Annotated in this window: 17 protein-coding genes; 3 read left to right on the top strand and 14 right to left on the bottom strand. The window is 45.8% G+C overall.

All coding sequences use genetic code 11. The features are described 5' to 3' along the window. The 4 genes from PHE24_03745 to PHE24_03730 all read right to left on the bottom strand — a co-directional run. Nucleotides 1-1,655: GTP-binding protein (locus tag PHE24_03745; protein MDD4902227.1), on the bottom strand; the 1,655-nt coding region annotated here is incomplete at its 3' end. A gap of 231 nt (nucleotides 1,656-1,886) precedes the next feature. Then, the gene (locus PHE24_03740) at nucleotides 1,887-2,192 is read right to left on the bottom strand and encodes a hypothetical protein (GenBank protein ID MDD4902226.1); all 306 of its coding nucleotides are present in this window, start codon (nucleotides 2,190-2,192) and stop codon (nucleotides 1,887-1,889) included. Between the two features lie 139 nt (nucleotides 2,193-2,331). Next, on the bottom strand, nucleotides 2,332-3,981 hold the full coding sequence (gene murJ, locus PHE24_03735) for a murein biosynthesis integral membrane protein MurJ (protein MDD4902225.1): 1,650 nt from the start codon (nucleotides 3,979-3,981) through the stop codon (nucleotides 2,332-2,334). 102 nt (nucleotides 3,982-4,083) lie between these two features. Then, nucleotides 4,084-5,787 (bottom strand): tetratricopeptide repeat protein, encoded by a 1,704-nt coding sequence (locus tag PHE24_03730; GenBank protein ID MDD4902224.1) that lies wholly within the window; start codon nucleotides 5,785-5,787, stop codon nucleotides 4,084-4,086. A 73-nt stretch (nucleotides 5,788-5,860) separates the two neighbouring features. Between PHE24_03730 and PHE24_03725 the strand changes: the two genes are divergently transcribed. Beyond that, nucleotides 5,861-6,088 (top strand): hypothetical protein, encoded by a 228-nt coding sequence (locus tag PHE24_03725; GenBank protein MDD4902223.1) that lies wholly within the window; start codon nucleotides 5,861-5,863, stop codon nucleotides 6,086-6,088. A 98-nt stretch (nucleotides 6,089-6,186) separates the two neighbouring features. On the opposite strand, the gene PHE24_03720 is transcribed toward PHE24_03725, so the two are convergent. The 6 genes from PHE24_03720 to acs form a co-directional block, all read right to left on the bottom strand. Then, nucleotides 6,187-8,928 (bottom strand): GNAT family N-acetyltransferase, encoded by a 2,742-nt coding sequence (locus tag PHE24_03720; GenBank protein MDD4902222.1) that lies wholly within the window; start codon nucleotides 8,926-8,928, stop codon nucleotides 6,187-6,189. 47 nt (nucleotides 8,929-8,975) lie between these two features. After that, the gene (locus PHE24_03715) at nucleotides 8,976-9,617 is read right to left on the bottom strand and encodes an alpha/beta hydrolase (GenBank protein ID MDD4902221.1); all 642 of its coding nucleotides are present in this window, start codon (nucleotides 9,615-9,617) and stop codon (nucleotides 8,976-8,978) included. A 4-nt stretch (nucleotides 9,618-9,621) separates the two neighbouring features. After that, nucleotides 9,622-10,191: an alpha/beta fold hydrolase gene (locus tag PHE24_03710; protein ID MDD4902220.1), complete on the bottom strand. Its 570-nt coding sequence runs from the start codon at nucleotides 10,189-10,191 to the stop codon at nucleotides 9,622-9,624. A gap of 26 nt (nucleotides 10,192-10,217) precedes the next feature. Next, entirely contained in the window at nucleotides 10,218-11,012 is a 795-nt protein-coding gene (locus PHE24_03705) for a hypothetical protein (GenBank protein MDD4902219.1), read from the bottom strand. Nucleotides 11,013-11,146: 134 nt separating this feature from the next. After that, entirely contained in the window at nucleotides 11,147-11,653 is a 507-nt protein-coding gene (locus tag PHE24_03700) for a hypothetical protein (protein ID MDD4902218.1), read from the bottom strand. A 17-nt stretch (nucleotides 11,654-11,670) separates the two neighbouring features. Continuing rightward, nucleotides 11,671-13,608 (bottom strand): acetate--CoA ligase, encoded by a 1,938-nt coding sequence (gene acs / locus PHE24_03695; GenBank protein MDD4902217.1) that lies wholly within the window; start codon nucleotides 13,606-13,608, stop codon nucleotides 11,671-11,673. 80 nt (nucleotides 13,609-13,688) lie between these two features. Here acs and PHE24_03690 point away from each other — a divergent pair, with 80 nt between their 5' ends. Then, nucleotides 13,689-13,904: a hypothetical protein gene (locus PHE24_03690; protein MDD4902216.1), complete on the top strand. Its 216-nt coding sequence runs from the start codon at nucleotides 13,689-13,691 to the stop codon at nucleotides 13,902-13,904. A gap of 108 nt (nucleotides 13,905-14,012) precedes the next feature. On the opposite strand, the gene PHE24_03685 is transcribed toward PHE24_03690, so the two are convergent. From PHE24_03685 to PHE24_03675, 3 genes are all read right to left on the bottom strand, one after another. Beyond that, nucleotides 14,013-14,429, bottom strand: a complete 417-nt coding sequence (locus PHE24_03685) for an endonuclease domain-containing protein (protein MDD4902215.1) — start codon at nucleotides 14,427-14,429, stop codon at nucleotides 14,013-14,015. A gap of 283 nt (nucleotides 14,430-14,712) precedes the next feature. Continuing rightward, nucleotides 14,713-15,051 (bottom strand): cupin domain-containing protein, encoded by a 339-nt coding sequence (locus PHE24_03680; protein ID MDD4902214.1) that lies wholly within the window; start codon nucleotides 15,049-15,051, stop codon nucleotides 14,713-14,715. Between the two features lie 38 nt (nucleotides 15,052-15,089). Further along, the gene (locus tag PHE24_03675) at nucleotides 15,090-16,067 is read right to left on the bottom strand and encodes a hypothetical protein (GenBank protein ID MDD4902213.1); all 978 of its coding nucleotides are present in this window, start codon (nucleotides 16,065-16,067) and stop codon (nucleotides 15,090-15,092) included. A 153-nt stretch (nucleotides 16,068-16,220) separates the two neighbouring features. Between PHE24_03675 and PHE24_03670 the strand changes: the two genes are divergently transcribed. After that, nucleotides 16,221-17,684, top strand: a complete 1,464-nt coding sequence (locus PHE24_03670) for a hypothetical protein (GenBank protein ID MDD4902212.1) — start codon at nucleotides 16,221-16,223, stop codon at nucleotides 17,682-17,684. A gap of 53 nt (nucleotides 17,685-17,737) precedes the next feature. On the opposite strand, the gene PHE24_03665 is transcribed toward PHE24_03670, so the two are convergent. Beyond that, entirely contained in the window at nucleotides 17,738-17,917 is a 180-nt protein-coding gene (locus PHE24_03665; protein MDD4902211.1) for a hypothetical protein, read from the bottom strand. Nucleotide 17,918: the final 1 nt, after the last annotated feature.

The following is a 17,918-nucleotide window of genomic DNA, read 5'->3' as shown; positions in this document are numbered from 1 at the left end:
AATTTAACCACAAACATCTGCCGGGGCAAGGTATCTTTCAAAATTTCCACCACGGCCCGTCCTTGCCGGAAAGCCTCATCTTCATAAACGATCGTCGATAATGCTTCGATCGGCTCTTCGCCCACCAAAATATCCAGCCGGACCACTTTAGCCGGACGATAATCCAAAAATTCATAATTGATCGAAGCAAATCCGGAACTCGCGCTTTTTATCTTATCATAAAAATCAGTCAAGATCGAAGCCATGGGCAGATCATAATGCAAAATTACTCTCGACTCGTCAAGATACTCGGTATTTTTGTAAATTCCCTTTTTATCCACGGCCAGTTCCATTACTTTGCCGATATAATCTTTGGGCACGATGACGTCGAGCGCTACCCAAGGTTCTTCAACGTGGTCGATCTCGGTTGGGCCAGGAAGTTTTTGCGGCGTACGAATAATTACTTCTTCGCCGTTTCTTTTGAAAACTTTATAGGCCACGCTTGGCACCGTAACGATCAGATTCAAATTGAATTCGCGGCTCAATCTTTCTTGAAAAATTTCCAGATGCAAAAGCCCCAAAAAGCCGCAGCGGAAACCAAAACCCAAAGCTTCGGAATGTTCCGGTTCATAAGAGAGCGAGGCGTCGTTCAATTTTAAGCGATCCATGGCTTCGCGCAATTCCTGAAAATCATCGCCTTCGCGGGGAAAAACTCCGGCAAAGACCATGGGTTTGACCTCGGCATAACCTTTCAACGGTTCGATCTTATCAAAATCAGCCACGGTCGTAACCGTATCGCCGACCGCGCATTCAGTAACGTTCTTATAGCTGGTCACGATATAGCCGACTTCGCCCGTGCTTAATTCTCCGGTCGGCTGATATTCGGGATTAAAAATTCCCACATCCAAAGCTTCACTGACGGTTTTGGTGTTATACAATTTTATCTTATCGCCTTTTTTAAAAGCGCCATCCATCACGCGGACATGGGCCACCACGCCTTTGTATTCGTCATAATTGGAATCAAAGATCAGCGCCCGGGTGGGATTCCCCTCTCGGGAGGGGTGGCAGGCCGCGTCGGCCTGACGGGGTGGGTTAGCGCCGGATATTCCACGCGGCAAATCAGAACATCTAACAAATTTATCCGGGGCCGGAACCTTGGCGATCACTTCGCGCAAGACTTGTTCCACGCCTTCGCCGGTTTTGCCCGAAGCCAATAAAATTTCTTCTTCTTTGCAGCCGATCAGATGAATTATTTCCTTTTTAACTTTCGGCACATCAGCGGCCGGCAGATCGATTTTATTGATCACCGGCACGACAGTCAAATTTTCATTGATTGCCAAATATAAATTAGCTAAAGTCTGCGCCTGAATTCCCTGGGTGGCGTCAATCAGTAAAATCGCGCCTTCCACGGCCGCGAGCGAGCGGGAAACTTCATAAGAAAAATCCACGTGCCCGGGCGTATCGATCAAATTCAAAATATACCCCTCCCAATGCATGGTGACGGGTTTTAATTTGATGGTGATGCCGCGCTCGCGCTCCAGATCCAATTTATCGAGGAACTGCTCGCGCATTTTCCGCTTTTCGATCGTGCCGGTCAATTCCAGCAGCCGGTCGGAAAAAGTGGATTTGCCGTGGTCGATATGGGCGATGATGCAAAAATTTCTGATGTTCTTCATGATTGATAAATAAAGAAGGCTTCTTGCCTTCCAGACTTTAATATTAAGGTTTTTTTGCTAATCGGTCAACCGCCATTTCATAACCCGCAACTCGTAACTCATAACTCTTTTTCAGTCAAATAAATGTCAAAGTGTTACGGGTTATGAGCTATGGGTTACGAGATATTTAATCAATAAAAAACTGGCACCGTCGCAAGATGCCAGCTGGATAAAAAATTTATAATTTGCTTATTATTCCGAGATGAATTCGACGTAGTTGGCATGTCCTACCAACCACCTAAGAACTTGCTCTAGTTTAAAAAAATCCTTGATCTGCCGTTCGATTTCGGTGAACGCTTTTAGGCCGGCAACGACCAACTGCAAATTCTCATTATCAGCAAAGCTGGCGATGTCTTTCTTGAGCAATGCCTTGATAGTCGATTCAAGCTCGGAAACAAAGGAAGCATAGGAAATTAAAGGAATCTTGTTGCAATGCTCTTCAAGCTGGGTTGCAAAATAACCAATAAATGCATTAATCAGCCCTTGATCTTCGCTCATTGGTGGCATTGTCCTCAACTTTCTGGCGAGCTCAATTTTACTTATTAAATACACGACGAACCTCCTCCTGAAAAATGTTTTTAGATTTAATGTTCAGCCTAACAATTAACATTACCACTATATCCAACTTTTGTCAACCTCACGGCTCCTCGATTGTCTCAATTGAAGTCGGGCGGTTTTTCGCCATTATTCTTAAGAGGCGGCTTTTGGCGGAAGAAATAAAGCTGGCCATTTCTTCGCTTCGCAACAGCCAGCAAACCAGGGCATAAGCGATCAGACCGCAAAGACCGGCAACCAACCCTTGGGCCAAAACTCCCCAGAACTTGGTCATATCGATGAACGGCCAGATGATCCCTTTCATTTCCTGGGCGACAAAGCCGCAAGCTGTTGCTGCTAAAGAAAATTTCAAAACGGAGATGAAGATCCGGGTTTCATCCATATCGCCCAAAGAAAAGTGAAGCAAGAGCCAGAGCAGAGCAAAATTAAAAATGCTGGCAATCGAGAAAGCCAAAGCCAAACCGCCGACGCCGAGCTGGGCGGAAAAATAAAAAGATAAGAATAAATTGGCGACCACCGCGATCAAACCGATAATGAAAGGGGTGCGGGAATCTTCGCGGGCGTAAAAAACCCTGATCAATAACGGAATGGTAGCCTGGGCGAATAGACTGATGGAAAAAAATCCCAAAGTATTAAAAGTCAAAACCGTATTGTCCCAGCTGAATTGGCCCGACCCCAAAATGACGCGGACGATCTGGGCGCGGAGGACTAAAAGCAAAACCGTGGACGGAACGATAAAAAATAAGATTTGCCTTAAGGCGGAAGAAAAATTGCTCACCACTTTTTTATTATCAAGCGCGGCGGCGGACAAAGCCGGGAAAGCGGCAATGGCGAAAGAAACGCCGAAAATGCCAATGGGGAAAAATTGCAGATTATTGGCCAGATTAAAAACCGTTAATGAACCAATGGCTAAGGTGGAGGCAATCGCCGTGATCACCACTAAATTCAATTGCGAAACCGCCAGACTCAAAGTGCGCGGCACCATCATCGTTAAAATCTTCCGCAGATTGCCGTCGCGCAAGTCTAAAAACGGAACATACTTGTAACCCAAAGCGAAGACTGTCGGCATTTGGATCAGCATATGCAAAAGAGCGCCGGCCACCACGCCCCAGGCTAAGCCGTAAATTCCCCAAAGCGGCACGAAAAATAAAGCGCCGATGATAATGCCGATATTGTACATAATCGGCGCGAGCGAATAAACAAAAAATCTTTTGAAAGATTGCAATACGCCGCTAAAAATACTGGAGATAGCCAAAAGTATCGGCGACAAAAACATTATCCGGCTTAAGGCGATGGTCTTATCCTGCAATTCCGGAGAAAATCCCGGCGCGACGATCGTTCTGATCAGCGGTCCGGCAAAAATAATTCCCAAAACTGAAAGCAGCGCCAAGCTGATCAGCATTAAATTCAAAACATTATTGATTAGTCGCCAGGCTTCGCTATTCTCCAAGCCGAAAAGATTCAGCACCGTGCCTTTGAAATCTTTGATCAGCGAAGTAAAAACCGGGATCAAGCCGGCGGACAAAGCGCCGAGCACCAGAAGATTGAACATCAGATCCGGCACGCGAAAAGCGGCGTAATAAGCATCAAGCGTCGCGCCGGCGCCGAACTGTCCGGCTAAAATGCGATCGCGATAAACCCCCAGCAAGCGGCTAACAAGCGAAGACAAGGCGACCAAAATCGCCGCCACGGTAATACTGTTGATTTCTTTGTTGAATAATCTTTTAATCATGGTTAAATTGTCATATTGTCACATTGTTGCGCAATGATTTTTATAATCTGGTGCGGTTTAATTCGTCGCGTAACAATGTAACAATTTAGCAATGGAACAATTTTACTTGTTAATTTCTTTTAATATTTTTTCCGCTTTATCTTTTTCGCCAAGATACATATAAAGATTGTACAAATTCTGATACGCCAGGCCGAATTTGGGGCTCATCTCGATGGCGCGCCGATATTCCTTTTCCGCCTCGTCGTATTGCTTCACGTTCACCAAACTATTGGCCAGATCATAATGCGCTTGCGGATAAATATCAGCGATGGCGATCGCCGTTCGGTATTGAACGATCGCCTCCGCGAAGCGTCCGACAGCGTCATAAGCCATGCCCAAATTAGTGCGCTCAATAAAACTGTCGGGCACGTAGCTTAAATTTTTTTCGTAAAAAGTTATCGGGTCATGCCAGTCGCGGTTGCGCCTGATCGTCAAAAACGAGAAAAAAATCACGCAAGCGATCAGCATAACACAAAAAATCCGCTTCAGCCAGACTCTGATCGATTTGCTCCGGCAGAGTCTCCCGCCTCGGGGACTCTGCCGAAATCCCGGCAAATCGGCAGAGTCCGCTACGCGAGACTCTGCCGGCGCCAAAATGAAAATCAGGCAAAACAGCGCCAGCCAAAAACCGACCATAGGCAAATAAAGCCAGTGCTCATACATCGGCCGGTTGGTTTCCACTAAATTGGCATGGGGCAAGAGAGTAATGGCGAACCAGCCGAGCCCGAAAGCCACGAGCCGATTTTTCCGCCAGGTTTTAAACGCGACGATCGCCGCCACCGCAACCAAAATGATAAAAGTAATTACCGGCCAGGACCAAAAATGCTCCACTGGCGTAATTTCTCTTTCCATGTGCAAACCGGTCGGCACCAGAAGCAAGCGCAGGTAATCCAAGCTCACCAAACAAAAAGTATAAGCTCTTTGCGCCAGACTGCGATGATAATCACTGTTTACCAAATTAACCGACCCGGATAAAAAATGATTAAAATTCAAGAAAGTGAAACGCGCCAAAAAATAAGCCGCCGCCAAGGCAAAGAAAGCCGCGACATTTTTGATAAGTTTTATGATTTTTTTGCGGGAATCGATGGAATAAAAAACCGCTTCAAGCAAAAGGATAAGCAAAGGCAGATAAATCGCCTGTTCTTTCACTAAAAGCGCGGCGGCGAAAAAAATCAAAGCCCCCCAATAAAAGCGCCATCGGCCGTTGTTGCGAAACACAACATAAAAAATCAAGGTCAAAAGCGACCAGACGGCCGCCCAAGGATCGCCGCGGCCGGAAACGTAAGTCACGGCTTCGGTCTGCAGCGGATGGATCAGAAAAAACAGCGCCGGCAAAAATGCCAGCAGCGCCCCCCTCCTTCGGAAGGAGGGGTCTGGGGGTGGTTCTTCTGCGGCGGTTTGCCTGGCCAAAAATAATTCGATCAGTTGATATAAAAAAATAAATACCAGCCAAGCGGCCAAAATATGCAGCAGCGTATTGGTCAGATGAAAGCCGAACGGAACCAATCCCCAAATTTTATAATCAAGCGCGAAAGAAACCAGCAGGAGCGGACGCCAGTAATTAGAAATTTGCCCGAAAGCGCCGGCAATTTCGTTCTGAGTGAAAAATTTATCAAGCTGAAAATTTTGGACATAGACATTATTGACGATCACGTCATCATCATCCCAAAAAAATTGGTTGCCAAAAGAGTTGGCGTAAATGGCCAACCCAATGATCAGAAACAGGATAAAAACCGCGATTTCCTTATTTTTTCTAATTATTTTCACGTCTTGACAAAATTAATATAATATGAAAAGATAATCGTATTAAAATTGGAACCTTATCAAAAGGAGCTAAGGTATGTCTAATTTAGCTGTTGTGCTTGCCATTGTGTGTGTTTTTCTTTATACCATAGTAGTTAATACAAAACTAGGTGAAATAAAGAAAGCCCGTATTGCTATTGGCGTGCTAGCTGTTATAGCAGGAGGGAGTGTTCTTTTTACCCACGTATGGTACCTTTGTTTCGTCTACTTCTTAATGGGAATAGTAAATTTTATATTAGCAAAAAGATTAACAGCCGCCCATTAGAACCCTGACAAAATAATAACGATTATACGACTGAGCGCCATTAATTGAAAGTGTGGCGCTTTTTTATTTTCCACTTTAAGACTTTATAACTTTCAACTTTATTCTAGTTCCAGCTCTCCGATCATAATCTTCCCCCGGGCTTTGATGGTAAAATTTCGTTTCTCTAAAATTTTGATGATCCGTTTATTGGTCGGGAAGAATTCTCCCCAGACTTTTTTGATGCCGCGAGCTTTAGCGATCGAGAGCATATGATCGATCAATTGGCTGCCCAGGCCTTTATTCTGCCAGCGGTCAACGACTACCGCCGCCAGCTTGGCATTCTCGTTATAAGGATCAACGACCAATCTGACGGCGCCGATCATTTCGCTTTTGCCGCCCGCGGAAATTTCCGCTTCCAAACCGATCTCGCGGTCATAATCATTCTGAGTGAAGCGCAATAAAAACTCATGGTCGATCTTTTTGATCACTTGCAAATAACGGTCCTTTTGCGCCGCGGGTGAAAGATGATGGAAGAATCCGGCCACTAATTCTTCATCCTCGGGGCGCAAAGCCCGGACAAAAACCTTCTTGCCATCCTTGATCTTCAAAGTTGTTTCAAATTCTTTGGGATAAGGCGAAATTACCAGATGAGCGTATGGTTTGTGTTTTACGCCCAAGACTTTTTCATCCAGAATAACTTTGGCATCAAGCACCACTCCCCCGTTCTCATCAACCGCGAAAGGATTAATATCCAATTCCTTGATCTCGGGAAAGTCAGCGACCAGATAAGCGAATTTATAAAGCAAAAATTGGATCGATTCGATATCAACTCCGGGCATGCCGCGATAACCTTCGAGTAATTTATAAATTTTCGTTTCCTGAATCATCTTCAGAGCCAAAGACATGTTCAACGGCGGCAAGCCGACGGCCGTGTCGCGGAAGACTTCCACGGCCACGCCGCCCATGCCGAAAACTATCGCCGGCCCGAAAACCTCATCTTTCTTGCAGCCGATCAAAAGTTCATAGCGCTTCTTGGTCATCGCCTCGATAAAAATACCATCGATCTTGGCTTTGGGCGCGCCTTTCTTGGCGCCTTCCCCTCCTCGGGAGGGGTGGCCGAAGGCCGGGGTGGGTTTCCGGACGTTAATCATGATTTCATGATAAGCCGCTTCCGCTTCAGCGCGCGAATTGATATTCAATTTCACGCCGCCGATATCGGTCTTGTGTAAAATATCCGGCGACAAAATTTTCATCACCACAGGCATTCCGATCCCTTCGGCGATCGCACCGGCTTCAGACGCCGAATTAGCCGTGCCATTCTTGGCTACCGGAATTCCATAATTAGCGATCATTTCCTTGGCCTCGGCTTCAGTCATTACTGTCCGGCCGTCCGCGATGACTTTTTCCACGAGCTCGCGATTTTTTTCCGTCTTGGGCTTGAAAGCGTGCGGCACCGAACCCGGAGTTTCTTTCAAAAATTCCAGACGCCGCCGATAACTATCCACGTACATAAATATATCCACGGCTTCTTCCGGCGTGCGGTAGATCGGGATATGACCTTTTTCCAAAATCTCCCGGCCTTCGGCCACGTCATCGCCGCCCATCCAGGACGCGAACATGGTCTTGCCGGTTTTATTCTTGATCGAAACGATCTGCCGCGCCACGTCGGTCGGACTGGTCATTTCCTGCGGCGTCAAGATTATCAAAGCCGCGTCAACGTTCGGATCAGCCAGACATAATTCCACCGCGGCGCGATAACGGTGCGGATCAGCATCACCTAAAATATCCACTGGATTGGCCGTGGAAGCCGCCGACGGCAGAATTTTTTTTAATTCGGAAACGGTAGTGTGGGCTAATGGCGCCAACCGCCCGCCTTTCAAAGCCAAACGATCAGCCGCAATTACGCCCGGTCCACCGGCATTAGTGATTACCGCCACGCGATTATCCGCCGGCCGTGACTGCATCGAAAGCATCTTGGCGACATGGAAAAGATCCAGCGCGCCATCAACCCGGATGATGCCGGCGCGCTCAAAAGCCGCGTCATAAATCGCATCATTGCCGGTCAAGGCGCCGGTATGTGATTTGGCGGCTTTTGATCCGGCTTCAGTGCGCCCGACTTTCAAGACCACGATCGGCTTCTGGCGAGAAAATGCTCGCGCCGCGCTCATAAATTTCCTCGCTTCAGTGAGCGACTCCATATAGATCAAGATACTGGAAGTGTGCGGGTCATCACCAAAATAATCGATCAAATCATGATAAGTGATATCGATCGCCGAACCAATCGAAACGAACTGGGAAAAACCGACATTGTTCTTGATCGACCAGTCCAAAATCGAAGTGCAGAGCGCGCCGGACTGGGAAATAAAAGCGATATGGCCGGGCAAAGCCATCTTGTTGGCAAAACTGGCGTTCAGATTGATCGACGGCCGGATAAATCCCAAACAATTCGGACCGATGACGCGCATGCCGTATTCTTTGGCGATCGAGGAAATTTCTTCGCTCATTTTCTTGCCCTTGGCGCCGATCTCATCAAAACCGGAAGAAATGATGATCAAACCGGCCACGCCGGCCTGTCCGCATTCGAGCGCCAAGCCCGGAACGGTCGGCGCCGGAGTGGCAATGATCGCCAGATCAATCTTATCAGGAATATCGCCAATCCTCAGATAAGCTTTGATCCCCTGCACGCTGGCGCGGTTAGGATTGACCGGATAGACAATGCCGCCGAAATTATTGCCGATCAGATTCTTCATCAGCGCATTACCAACGCCGCCTTCGCGGTCGGAAGCGCCAATCACCGCAATCGTTTGCGGATTAAAAATCTTATCTAATTTTTTTTCACTAAGCGGATATGCTGTTTCCATGATATTCTCATAACGCGTAACGCATAACTCGTAACGCGGAAATTAAATTAATTATTAGTCCATCGCAAAATCTTTTCTAAGACCAAAGGAAATTGGAAAAATCCGTCGCCGGCATTCAAATGGCCGCCGCCCGAAATCACAATCAACTCAGCGCCTAATTTTTTTTGCAAAATTTTTCCGTTGGCCAGCGGCACATAAGGATCATTGTCGGAGTGGATTGCCACGAAGCCGGAAAAAATTTGTCCCCTCCCCGGGAGGGGTGACTCCGTCCCTGACGGAGGCGGGGTGGGTCTATTACTGACATTATTTTTTATTTTTTCATAATCCAACGGTTTAGCAAAAAAATTATTCAGTTCGGAAAAATCTCCTCCGTCGCTTGCCGGCAATGGTTCAGGGAAACCGGCGACCAAAATCGCGCCGCCGATCTTTTCCTTCGCCGCCATTGATTCCAGATAACGTAAAATAGCGATTACGCCCAAGCTGTGACCGACTAAAAAAGTATCTTTGTCGGTTTTGCCGACGATCTTTTTTAAATAAGCAACCCATTCGGCGCACAGAGGATGCGCCGAATTCGGCATGGTCGGAACTTCGGCCTCAATGCCTTTTTTGATTAACTCATCTTTCAACCAAGGGAACCAATTGCTTCCCGGATCGGCCTCCCAGCCATGAATTATAAAGACTCTTTTCATATTTTTACTTCGCCATCGCCAAAAGCTTTTCCAAAACGATTGGCAATTCGTTGATATCCGTTTCGCCGGTAAAATGCTCTTTATCTTTTAAGACGGCTGTTTCGGCGCCCAGATTTTCTTTGAATAATTCTTCATCGGAGAGCGGAACGACTGGATCGTTGTCGGAAAAAACGGCAAAAAACTTGGTTGTTTTGGTTTTAACTTTTTCCAAATCGATCGGCAATCTTAACCAGGGCATCGCGATCTCTTCTTCTTGAAAAGTCAAACCTTTTAAATTAAACCAGCCGGCGGCAAATACCGCACCACCAGCTTTTTCACCCTCAGGCAATTCAGCCAGATAGCGCAAAATTGTCTGACAGCCGACACTATGGCCGACAAAAAAAGTTTTCTCATCGCATTTCCCGACCAATTTTGCCAGAGTAGAAACCCAGGCTTCGATATCCGGATTTTCCGTATCCGGCATATCGGGAGCATAGACTTCAAAACCCTTTTCTTCTAATTCATCTTTAAGCCAAGCCTGCCAGCCTTCGCCGCCTGATCCTCCCCAGCCATGGATAATAAAAACTCGCTTCATATAGTAAAGTCGTCAAATCAACTAAATTATTTAAGGACAAACGACGGTATTATCTCCCTGGCATATTTTTCTACGTCTTCATGATCAAGACCGTCACTATCACTCCCCCAAAATAAATAAACGACTTGGCCATTGGAAATTTTATTCAAAGAATAGCTTATCCCTCCACCAGTACCATTATTAACAATATATTCTGAATAATTTTCTGTTAAAAATTTCTTTAAAAAATTGACGGAATATTCCTCTGCGCAACTTGCCCCGCCGACAACACTAGTCAACCTAACGTCATATACGCCGATACAATCATCGAGGCAAGCGGAAAAACTATTTATATAAGCTGGCAAAGATGAAGTCCTGACACCAATAGCAACTTCGCGCTGATTGTCCTTAATCAGTATTTTCTCTCTGTATCCATAGTTTTTTACTTCATCGCCTCTTAAAATTGTAATTTTCCAACTATTCGGATAGTAAAAGAAAAAATTCTTGTTATCAAATTTACTTTTACCGATATTGTTGCTAGTTGAAATTTTCTCCAGCACAGCACTGCCAATCGCTCCTTCGAGAATCTGCTTGCCTGTGCAATTTTGGGGCGTTAAAAGCCAATCTGCTTGATCAGCTTTTTCTTTCTCACACTTGTCATTTGCCTGCTTTTCAGATCCGAGCGAAGCTGACAGTTCGTTAACTTTTTGCGACAAAGTCCCCGTTTCACCCTGGCATTTCTTGTTTTTTTCAACGGCCTGAAAATAGAGAACGGATTGGGAAACGCCGAACAAAATCAAAATTAAAATGACAACGTAAAATATTATCTTCTTTCCATTCATAAAATTAACGTTGATTAGCTGAATTAATATTTTTGTGGCACCACGGAATCAGCCCTGACTACGATGGAACCAAGTCTTCTTCTCCAGTTCATCTTTGGTTCCGCTGCAGAATCAAACTCGCTTCATAAAAAAGACTATTGAATAATATCAATATTCACCCCGTTCTTGGTTTCCGGGGATATTCCATATTTAGCCTCGATGACAGTGCCGTTCTTCAATTCGCGCCTGGGCTCTTCATAAAAAACCCCGCTGTTTATCCGCACCCTCTTTCCGATTCCGGCGTAATCGCGGATCGTATCCGGCGGATTGCAATCTTTAACTTCAGGCGGACAAGTAGCGACAGACGTTGGCAGCCAGCCCTCAACTCCGATCTTGCAATTATTATCTTCCAAAACGTAAGCGCCGAAGATCGGCTCAGCTTCCTTATTGAAAAGCCGCAAAGAACCTTCAACGCTGATAGTTTTGTTAAGATATTTATTCGGTTCTTTCGCCAGATCGCAGACCGAAACTTTATTAGTTACGGCTTTGACTCCGTCGTTTGCGCCATTATTTCCAAGTTCTTCGGTCGAACAAGCCGTAAGAACGCCCGCGGTGAATATCACGGCGCAAGACAGAAAAACAAAATTTTTTATTTTTTTCATAATTAAAAACAGAAAAATTAGATTAGGGCGCTGGTGTCGCCTAACGGCAAGCCGAGTTCTTTAGCCTTGAGGATGCGGCGCATGATCTTGCCGGAGCGGGTTTTCGGCAAGGAATCGACAAAGGCGACGTCTTTCATAACCGCGACCGGACCGATCGTCTTGCGGACGTGCAACTTCAATTCTTCTTTCAATTTATCGTCGCCGGTGAAACCCTGTTTTAAGATGCAGAAAGCCTTGATGACTTCGCCCTTGATCTCATCGGGCACGCCGATCACGCCGCACTCGGCCACGGCCGGATGCGAAACAAAAGCCGATTCGACTTCCGCCGTGCCAATCCTGTGTCCCGCGATCTTCAACATATCATCAGTGCGGCCCTGGATGAAGAAATAACCGTCCTTATCTTTAAAGCCGATATCGCCGGTGAAGAAGACGCCTTTGATATCATGCCAATAAGTTTTGAGATATCTTTCCGGCGCATTGAAAACCGTACGGATCATCGACGGCCAAGGGGTTTTGATTACTAAGTAGCCGCCTTTGCCGGCCGGAACCTTTTTGCCTTTCATATCCAAAATGTCGGCTTGGATTCCCGGGAACGGTTTGGTCGCGGAGCCTGCCTTTAACGGCGTGACCGGCAGCGGCGAAATCATATTGCAGCCGGTTTCTGTCTGCCACCAAGTATCCAATACCGGCCGCTTGGATTTGCCGATATGTTTGAAATACCAAGTCCAAGCTTTGGGGTTGATCGGCTCGCCCACCGAACCAAGCAAACGCAAGGTCGGCATCTCATGCTTGTCCGGCAATTCATCGCCTAAGCTCATCATCGCGCGGATCAAAGTCGGCGCCGTATAAAGGATCGTCACTTTATATTTTTCCACCATGCTCCAGATGTGATCCTGTTCGGGAAAATCCGGCGTGCCTTCATACATCAAAGTCGTGACGCCGGCCAAGAGCGGCCCATAGATAATATAAGAATGGCCGGTGATCCAGCCCGGATCAGCCGTGCACCAAAAAATTTCATTGTCCTTGATATCCCAAATCCATTTCATCGTGCGCAAAACTCCGACCGGATAACCGCCATGGACATGCACCACACCTTTCGGCTTGCTCGTGGTGCCCGAAGTATAGAGAACAAAAGCCGGGTCTTCAGCTTCCATCGCTTCGCATTTTGCTTCGGTTGATTGATCTTTGGTCAGATCATGCAGCCAGATATTTTTTCCGCCATCAAACGGCACTTCCTGATTATTATTTTTGGTGACGATAACTTTTTCCACGCTCGGACATTCCTTAACTGCTTCATCAACTACGGCTTTCAAATTTATCGCTTTGCCGCGGCGCCAGGAACCATCGGCGGTGAAAACAACCTTCGCCTGCGCGTCATTGATTCTGTCCTTCAAGGCAGTCGCGGAATAACCGGCATAAACTACCGAGTGCATCGCGCCGAGCTTGGCGCAAGCCAACATCGCAAAGGCGATCTCGGGAATATTCGGCATATAGATCGCGACGCGATCACCTTTCTTTATTCCCAAACCCTTTAAGCCATTAACGATCTTATTCACTTCACGGGAAACTTCTTTATAGGTGAATTGGCGGGCACGGCCGGTTTCATCTTCGGACATAATTGCAATCTTGTCTTCCTTCGGCGTATTCAGCCAGCGGTCGATCGCGTTATAAGCCAGGTTGGTTTGCCCGCCGATGAACCATTTGAAAAATGGCTTCTGCGATTTATCTAAAACTTGCGTCCAGGGTTTGAACCAAACCAGATCTTTCGCCGCTTCTTCCCAATAACCGAGCGGATCCTTATCCGCTTCTCTTCGTGCCTTTTCCCAATCCTTCACTACCGCATTTTTAACAAGCTCTGCCGACGGCTTATAAAGCTTCTTGGAAGCTAATAAAACATCAGTTAGTTCCCCTCCCGCATTCGTCTTTTTGGCCTTTTTTGCTGATTTTTTGGTCATATTATTGACAAAATTAGTAAAATATGATATTATTTAATACAAGCAATTAGAATAGTACATTAAACAGAAAGAGGTTGTGTATGAAAAATTTCAAATCGAGACCATGGATATTTGTTTTGGGGATTGTTGTTGCTAATAGCATGATCATTCCAATTACAGCAGCATTATGGACGCTACTCCCTTTTGTAGCAATCATATTGTGTGCAATCCTTGAATTGATCGCAACACTTACGTTCTACAATGAGTTTATCCACCCTTTCAATCCTCCTACGATAGCTAGGGCAAACAAAGGATAACAACACCAATCTCGCTTACAGGCGCCGCCGAACTCACCTCGAGTTCCGGCGCTTTTTTTATTCCCCTCCCTGGAGGGGTGGACGGCCCCTGGCCGGACGGGGTGGGCATTATTCCCCTCTTGGGAGTGGTGCCACCGCCTCGGTGGCAGGGTGGGTTTGAAAATTTTCTTTTATCCAGCAATCTATTTCATCTAAAACTCCGTCCAAATTATTTTTAACACTGCTATCGGTAAATCTTAAAACTTTAATATCTAACGTCCCCAGCCGCCTATCTCTTTCTTCGTCTTGATCAAATTTATATCCGTGCGATATTCCATCGATTTCAATCGCCAACATTAAGTCGGGCGAGAAAAAATCAACAATATAATTATCAATTGGTTTTTGGCGATGAAAATCATGGCCAAACCGTTTGCCGCCTTTCAAATGATTCCACAAAATTACTTCGGATAAAATCCCCTGCTTCCTTAATTTTTTGGCCAGCTCAATTAACTTCGGGTTGCATGGTAATATTTTTCTTTTAAACATTCCCCTCCTTGATTAATTTTTTATTGAAACCCACCCCGCCCTTCGGGCACCCCTCCCGCGGAGGGGAATTAACGCCAATGAAACCCACCCCGTCCGCGCGGCGCGTCCACCCCTCCCGCGGAGGGGAATAGCCCACCCCGCCTCGCCGGGCTCGGCACCCCTCCAGGGAGGGGAATATTTTAAAACTTTTTTCTTAATTCGGCTATTTCCAACAATGATTTTTCAAAATTACCGATATTCCTCCGAGGCGGGCGCAGTCAGGACTATGGCACCCCCGACTAGCTTATATATAAACTCTTACAAATATATATTCGTTCTCTTCCATAGATTTGTTTTCAATTTCATGGAAAATACCCTCTGGAAAAATAAAAATATCTCCAACATTATATGGATAAGTACCATCTTCATCACGAACTGTACCTTGTCCCTTCAGCACATACATGACTTCATTCAATTTTTCATGGGTGTGCCAGGCAAATTTCGCACCAGCTGGCAAAAATCCACATGTCATTCCTTGTACATTTTTCATTTCATTGTCAGCCAATAGCAACTTTCTGCCACCACTTCCATCGTGTGCATCTTCACGTACAAATGTTTCGTGTGATTTTTTTGTTATTTTCATTGTTTTTTACTTTTGAAAATTTTGGAGGGGTATATTTATTAAAACCTCTTCCGCAATTCTTTCATCACCGCCAATGATTTTTCAAAATTCGCCAGATTGCGCCGCACGTCTGAATTAATACTAGCTTTCCCGATATCTGCCGCCTGCTTTTCAAAAGATAGAATCAGCTTATCAAAAACTTCCAGCTCAACGGCGCTCGGCTGATCAGAAACATAGTCCATTCCATTTAAAAGCCGCTTGGTTTCGCTCTCGGCCAAAGAAACGTAAAACAGCGGCACGCCGGTTATTTCCTTTTTGACTAATTTGCCGCCCTCTTTGCCAAAACCATACCTGATTTTCGCTCCGCCGCGCTCGGCTTTGCGGATAATCTTTTCTTCTTTCTTCTCCCTTCTGGTTAATTCCGCAAATTCATCCGAATGAACTTTTCTTAAAGTACCTTCTTCATGACCGGCTTCGCCCCGATGAAGACCTTCGTACTCGCGAATCTCATCAAAAGCGCAAATCACGTCGCCGGTTTCCTTGTTAACCATCATATTATCAACGCCGTTGACGATGTCATCATAGATCGCCGGCAGAACGATGATGAATTTACCACCGACAATCTTATTGCAGGCTGCCGCGATTGACCGCTCCATCAAAACTGTCATGCTCAATCCCCTTTTCTCCAGCCAGGCGGCGACCGCCGCGTCTCTTTTCGGCCCTTCTTCCATTTTCGAAAGTCCGCTATAAAGGAGCAGATGCTCATTTACCACTTTCCGATCTCTTTTTCTATCTGCCCGAGAATGCGGGCCGCCGTTGCCCGTTTCCCATTGGACCATGTTTACGCTGGCGTCATTATTTAAAATCGCGTTACCTCCAAATTCTTTATTGCCTTTGACGGCAATATCAGCCATCATCCGGCTCAGATTATAACAAATTTCTTTGGGTGTATCTTTTAATTTTTCCGACGATCCGGCGTTGGCAGAAGGATTTTCATTATCTGGGCCTGGATAAATCGATTTTTCATTCCCCATCATAAAATTTCAATTATTTCTTAATTATTCGGACGCTCAACTTCCTCCTAATCCTGCTAAAATTATACCAATTTTCTCGAACTGGGGCAACCCTTTTTTTTATCCGGGCAGCTGATGGTTTTTGCTTTAAATTAGTCGAAATTGTATAATCAAATCATGCCAATCAACCCTTCGACAACCAATCTTTCTCTTGAAAATGGCGGCGAAACCCGTCCGGGCGTTAAATTTTGGCTGGGCTTGGCTTTGCTTTACGCCATCATTGCCGCCGCTTTATTCGGCTGGACGCTTTGGAAAGCTTATTTTTTCTCGGATGATTTTACCTGGCTTTGGCACGGCGCCAAAATAAATTTAAATCTTTATAACGTCCTGACTTTCCGAATGTCCAGTTTTTATTCGCCGGTCTTGAACTTGTTTTACACGGTGATGTATCAAATTTTCGGTTTTGCCGCTCCGGCTTATTTTGCTTTTGGCATTTTAGTTCATCTCGCCAATTCGCTCTTAGCCGCCCTGATCGCCTGGCAATTATCCCGCTCGCGGCTCGTGGCCGCGGTAACCGGGCTGCTATTCGTTTGGGCGGGCGCCGCTTTTGAACCCTTGGTCTGGGTCGGCGCCAATATGCATTCGATCGCCACTTTATTTATTTTTCTCGGCATCGCCTGCTATCTTGCCTATTTGAACGGCGGCAAAAAAATCTACTTGCTTTTTTCTTTTCTGGCCGCGCTCTTGGCGATCGGCAGCAAAGAGATCGCGGCGATCTTTCCGGTTTTGCTTATCGCGATTTTATTTATTTTTTGGAAAAACTATAAAAATAAAATATTTTCAAAAGCGCATCTTATATATTGGACAACGCTAATTATTTTATTTTTACTTTACGGTTGGCAGCAATACCTTTGGCAAAAACAAAGTTTTACGGTATCAAGCGGCGCTCTGGCTTTTTCCTGGCATACCTTCGCCCGTCTGCCGATCGTCATCGCTGATCTTTTTATCCCCCTGGGAGAAATCACTCCTCTCTTGCATCATTTGGCAGTCGGATGGCTGATCCTCGCCTGTTCCGGATTTTTAGTGGCAATAGCTTTCACTTATCGAAAATTGTCGCTCGTCAGATTTGGATTTATTTGGATCGTCATTACTATTGCCCCGACGATAATGCTCGCCACCGTAAATTGGTGGGATCCGCTGGCTTCCCGCTACACCTATCTCCCCCGTTTCGGGATGATCATTATCTTGGCGGCAATTCTCCATTATCATGTCAGTCAAAAAAAGTCTCGGCTCCGCGGCAGCGCGATGGCCGCGATAATAATCATTCTTACCGGCTGGCAAACCGTTTATTTATTCCAAGTCGTCAACCGCGATTATCCCTATGTTTATCAAACCGGCCGGTCGCTGGTAGCGGCAATGAAGGAGGTCGAAAAATTGGCGCCAATAAAATTATTCATCCGCTGGGATTACCCCTTTACCGGTAATAACGCCCATCTCTATGGCGCGGCGATCACCATCGGCCGGATGAAAGATGATGGAATAATTTTTCCCCCGGCTGATGAAAAAATCCAGCTTCAGCCCGGCGAAGTCCTGATGTATTGGGACGGCGACGCCCGAGAATATAAAATAAAAAAATATTAAATACCCCGCTGGCAAGCCTCGGGGTATTTTTTAAAATCCTTAAAAAGGAGGAGTTATTTATCAGGAGGATAAATTAACAGAAAAAATCCAGCGATTAGCCAAAATAAAAGCAGCCAGGAAAAATTAAGATAAGCCAAAACGATCCTGGGCCAGAATAATTCCAGCGCGAAAAAAACCGCCAAAGTAAAACTAAGAAAATAAAATAATTCTTCAATGATAATTCTTGCTCTCATA

This window comes from Patescibacteria group bacterium, assembly GCA_028707065.1.
GTDB lineage: Bacteria > Patescibacteriota > Patescibacteriia > Patescibacteriales > WJLG01 > JAQTUZ01.
This window is presented reverse-complemented; position numbering and strand designations above follow the sequence as displayed.